At 67.2% G+C, this 4,216-nt stretch carries 3 protein-coding genes; 1 reads left to right on the top strand and 2 read right to left on the bottom strand.

The annotated features are described in order from the left end of the window. Positions 1-2,118: malto-oligosyltrehalose synthase (treY, locus tag ACIPIA_RS11190; RefSeq protein WP_400509480.1), on the bottom strand; the 2,118-nt coding region annotated here is incomplete at its 3' end. A 197-nt stretch (positions 2,119-2,315) separates the two neighbouring features. On the opposite strand from treY, the gene ACIPIA_RS11185 reads away from it, so the two are divergent. After that, positions 2,316-2,519, top strand: coding sequence for a hypothetical protein (locus ACIPIA_RS11185; RefSeq protein ID WP_400509478.1), 204 nt, complete (start codon positions 2,316-2,318; stop codon positions 2,517-2,519). Positions 2,520-2,523: 4 nt separating this feature from the next. Here ACIPIA_RS11185 and malQ read toward each other — a convergent pair. Next, positions 2,524-4,216 (bottom strand): 4-alpha-glucanotransferase (gene malQ / locus ACIPIA_RS11180; protein ID WP_400509476.1); only part of this gene is annotated, 1,693 nt, incomplete at its 5' end.

Raw genomic sequence — 4,216 nt, 5'->3', positions numbered from 1 at the left:
ATCCACCCGGCGCCGGTTGTCGGGATCGACCATGCTCAAATCCCAGAACTCGCAGCCCTGATAGATATCGGGAATGCCCGGCACGGTGCATTGGATCACCATTTGGGCCAGCCCGTTGAGGGCGCTTGCAGGCCCGATCCAGGCGAGATGGTGCTCGAGCGCTTCGTGGAAGCGAGGGCTGACCTCACGGTTCAGTAGGGCGCGCAAGAAATCCCCTGCCAGGTCTTCGTAGTCCTGGTTCGGTGCGGCCCAGCCCGTGCGCAGCTTTGCCTCGCGCAACGCCTTGCGCCACCAGCCGCCGATGCGATCGGAATAGTCGTCACCCATGCCGCCTGGCGGCCAGGTGCCGATCATCGTCTGATAGAGCATGTATTCGTCGCCGCGATCCAACCCCTCCGGGCGGACCCGGTCATTGATCGCGAACCAGCTCTGCACCTCGTCCATCCAGTGTTGCGGATCCCGGCCGATCGTCGCCAGGCGGGCCCGGACATCGGCGCCGCGCTTGTGGTCATGCGTTGAGAGGGCGAGCATGGCGTCGGGCTCGAGACGGGCGCGCTCCGCCATGGCGCGATGGAAGTCGGGGACCGGCAGGGCGAAACGCGCCGCATCAAACCCGACATCGTTGCGGGAGAGCAGGCGGCCATAGCGATAGAACGCGGTATCCTCGACGCTGCGCGCGGCCAGCGGCGATGTGAGCTGATTGAAGCGCCGGATCACCGCGCGTCTCGCCGGGTGCTCGTACACGATGTCGGTTCCCGTCAGGACGGCAACCACGAAGTCGATCGCGATGAGTTCGGCCTGCGGCAGGCGGCGCGCGGCCGCGACAGCCTCGGTGAAGCCGGACCCGGGGTCTTCCGGTGCCGAGGCGCCGGTTAGATAGGTCCGGTAGCAGCGCATGCTGCAGGCGATGGCCGTGACGGCGCGTCTCATCGCGCCGCGCGGAATATTGGCTTCGCGGCCCGCCGCCTCGGCCAGTGCCAGCAAGCGCGCCGTGATCGCCTCCAGCTGCCCGTCGAAAGCATGTTCCAGCACTTCGCGGCGTGCCGCTGTTTCCTCGTCGACGAAGCTCGCGGCCCGGCCGCTGAGCTCCGACCAGAACCGGCCGAGCCGGTTCCCGTCATCCTCGGCATGAATGACCGCGCTGGCCTGGTCCATGAAGTCGTAGCCCGTTGTCCCATCGGTTTTCCAATCGGCGGGCAGGGCTTCGCTTGAAGCGAGGATTTTCTCGACCACGATCCAGGCCGGGCCCGGTGAGGCCCAGTCCGGGCGCCGCGGTGCCAGCGCGGCGAGCCTCGCACGCAGTGTCGTGCAATAGGCGGCGGGGTCGGATAGCCCATCAACATGGTCGATCCGGAGGCCATCGATCCAGCCTTCCTCGTAAAGCGAGAAGGCGATGCCATGGGCCGCATCGAAGGCGTCCGGCCGCTCCATCCGCATGCCGGCGAGCTGGGTTATATCGAAGAAGCGGCGCCAGTTCAGCCGGTCGCCGGCATTGCGCCAATAGTCGAGATGGAAATGCTGGCGCTCGATCAAGTCACGCAGGGTATCGGGCTCGTGCCGCGTCTTCGCCAGGGCATCGCGAGCCTCCGCGTCATCCTCTGGCCGGATGGGAAACAGGTGCTCGCCATAGCGTATGGCGAAGCCGTGACGCTCCGGGTCCTCGACGAGCGTGAGCTTTCCGGCTTCGAGCGCCTCGTCGAAGGGCTCGCCGAGGAAAGGCGTGTGGATGCGCCCGTCGAGCAGCGGGTCTGCTTCTTCGAAATCGATGTCGAACCAACCCGCATAGCGACTGTTGCGCCCGTTCTTGAGCAGGTCGAGCCACATCGCATTGTCGTCGCCGCCGACGGCGACGTGGTTCGGCACGATGTCGAGGACGATGCCGATACCTTCGGCACGGAGGGCCTGAGCCATGGCCCGGAAACCGTCCCGGCCGCCGAGCTCCGGATTGACCGCGTCATAGCTGATGACGTCGTAGCCATGTAGTGAGCCGGCGCGAGCGGCCAGGATCGGAGAGGAATAGACATGGCTGATCCCGAGCTCGCGCAGATAACCGGCCAGCGCCGCTCCGGCAGCGAAAGGAAAACCTTTGTGGAACTGCAGCCGATAAGTGGCCAACACCGGATGTGCCTGCGTCACGATACCTCCGTTTCCGCCGGCCGATCCGCGCCGCCGCCTCCCTCCCAACGCGGTTTCGAGGCTTGAGGTTGCGCGTCTCCGCGATCATCAGCGAAGCCTTCCAGATGGTGCGTCGGAACACCGCATGCGGGCCAGGGAACAGCGTAGTCAAAGGCGCGTTCAGCCGCCGGAGGTGAACCATGCAAGTTGCTCCGATCCGTTCCCCGATCGACATGCTGCGCGCGCAGTCCCGTTTGAAGCTGCTTGGGGTTTGCACGCCCGGCACGGCCGACGAGATCGAGAGCGCCGCGCTTCGCGATGCCATCGAGCATTATCGCTGCGTTACGGAAACGCCGGACATCTCTCGACGTTCTCCGGGGATCGTCAGACCGCCGCACGGCTGAAGGGTCAACCGGAGCGATCGGCCCCCAAGGGCGCCAATCGATCACGGAGATGGCCGCCGTCGAGGGCCTGAGCGGCGTCGCCGGCAAGGCGGTGCCGCCAGTTCGGTTTCTCGAAGGTCGTGCCCGGGACATTAGGCTGGACGCGCAGGCCGAGCGCATCCTCGATCGGCACGACCTTCAGCGTGCAAGGCGTCGCGCCGACATAGCGGATCGCCGCATCGACCACAGGGTCGGTAACCTCCGGTGCCGGCCGCTCACCTTCAGCGAGGCCGGCATCCCTGAACGCGCCCCAGAGGACGCCGCGGTCCCAGGCCCTGACATCCTCGGCCTCGCGGGTATCGCTGGGGGCGTCGAGGTCGGAGCCGGCCCACCAGCCGGCGACGGGTACCAGATCATGGGTGCTGGTCAGCGCCACCGCATCGCGGTCCCAATCCCGGGGGCTGACATAGCCGTGCTGGGTGCGCTCGAAACGCAGGACCCGCAGGCCCGCCACACCCTGCGCGCGCAGGTCGTCGCGGAAGCCATAGGGAAGGGTGCCCAGGTCTTCGCCGATGACGATCGCGCGGTGGCGCCAAGATTCTAGCGCGATCAGGCGGAACAGCGTCTCGGAGGGGAAGCTGACATAGGCGCCGTCGAGCGCGCCGGCCCCGTCCGGAATGAGCCAGAGACGGTTCATGCCCATGACATGGTCGATGCGGATGCCCCCGACATGACGCAGGCTCGCCCGCAGCGTCTCGATGAAAGGGGAATAGCCGCTGGCCGCGAGACCGCGCGGCGAGAAGGTCGTCAACGCCCAGTTCTGGCCATCGGCGGCGTAATAATCCGGCGGCGCGCCGATACTCAGCCCGTGCAGGATTTCATCCTGCCGGCTCCAGGCATGGCTGCCGGCGCCGTCCATGCCGATGGCGAGATCGGCGATGAGGCCGACCGTCATGCCGGCCTCCCGGCAGGCGCGCTGCGCGGCGCCATAGGACAGGCTCGTCAGCCATTGCAGGAAGAGCTGATAGCGGACGTCGCCGGCACGGGCTTCGGCGAAAGCGGCAACCTGCGGGCTGTCCGGATCGCGATGGCCGGGCTGCCAATTCTGCCAGGAGCGTAAGGTCGGGTCGCGCGCAAGCTCGGCCGCGTGCAGCACCTCGAAGATCGCATGGGAGCGCAGCAGGGGCGAGGCTTCCGCGGCATGACGCTCGAAGGCGCTGCGGCTCTCTCCAGTCTGGCCCAAGGCATCGAAGAGGGCGCGCAGGAAGCGCTGCCGCAGCGGCGTCGCCGCAAGCCAGTCGATCTGGTCGAGCCGCGATAGCCGTTCCATCTCCTCGGCAAGGTTTGCCTGCGCGGCGATGCTGCGGATCAGGTCGCTCGAAAACGCCACGGCCGGGTCGGCGTGCAGCGGATTGTAGAAGAGGCGTGTCGAAGGCGAATAGGGGCTGAACTGGGCGGGCAGCGCTCCGTAGAGCGCATGGACGGGGCTGATCGCCAGAGTGTCCGCCCCGAGGCCGGCGGCGGCCCGGCCCAATGCGGCCACGCCCGCGAAGTTGCCGATGCCGCCATCATCGGCGCTGCGTAGCGAATAAATCTGCGCGGCAAGGCCCCAGCCGGTCCGGCCTCCCGACAGATCGGAAAAGGTGATGCAGCGTGCCGGGGCGACTGCAAGCGTGACGGCCGCGCCACCGATCTGAAGGGTGTGGTAGCCGGGCTCG

Source organism: Allobosea sp. CER48 (assembly GCF_044752385.1).
Lineage (GTDB): Bacteria > Pseudomonadota > Alphaproteobacteria > Rhizobiales > Beijerinckiaceae > Allobosea.
This window is presented reverse-complemented; position numbering and strand designations above follow the sequence as displayed.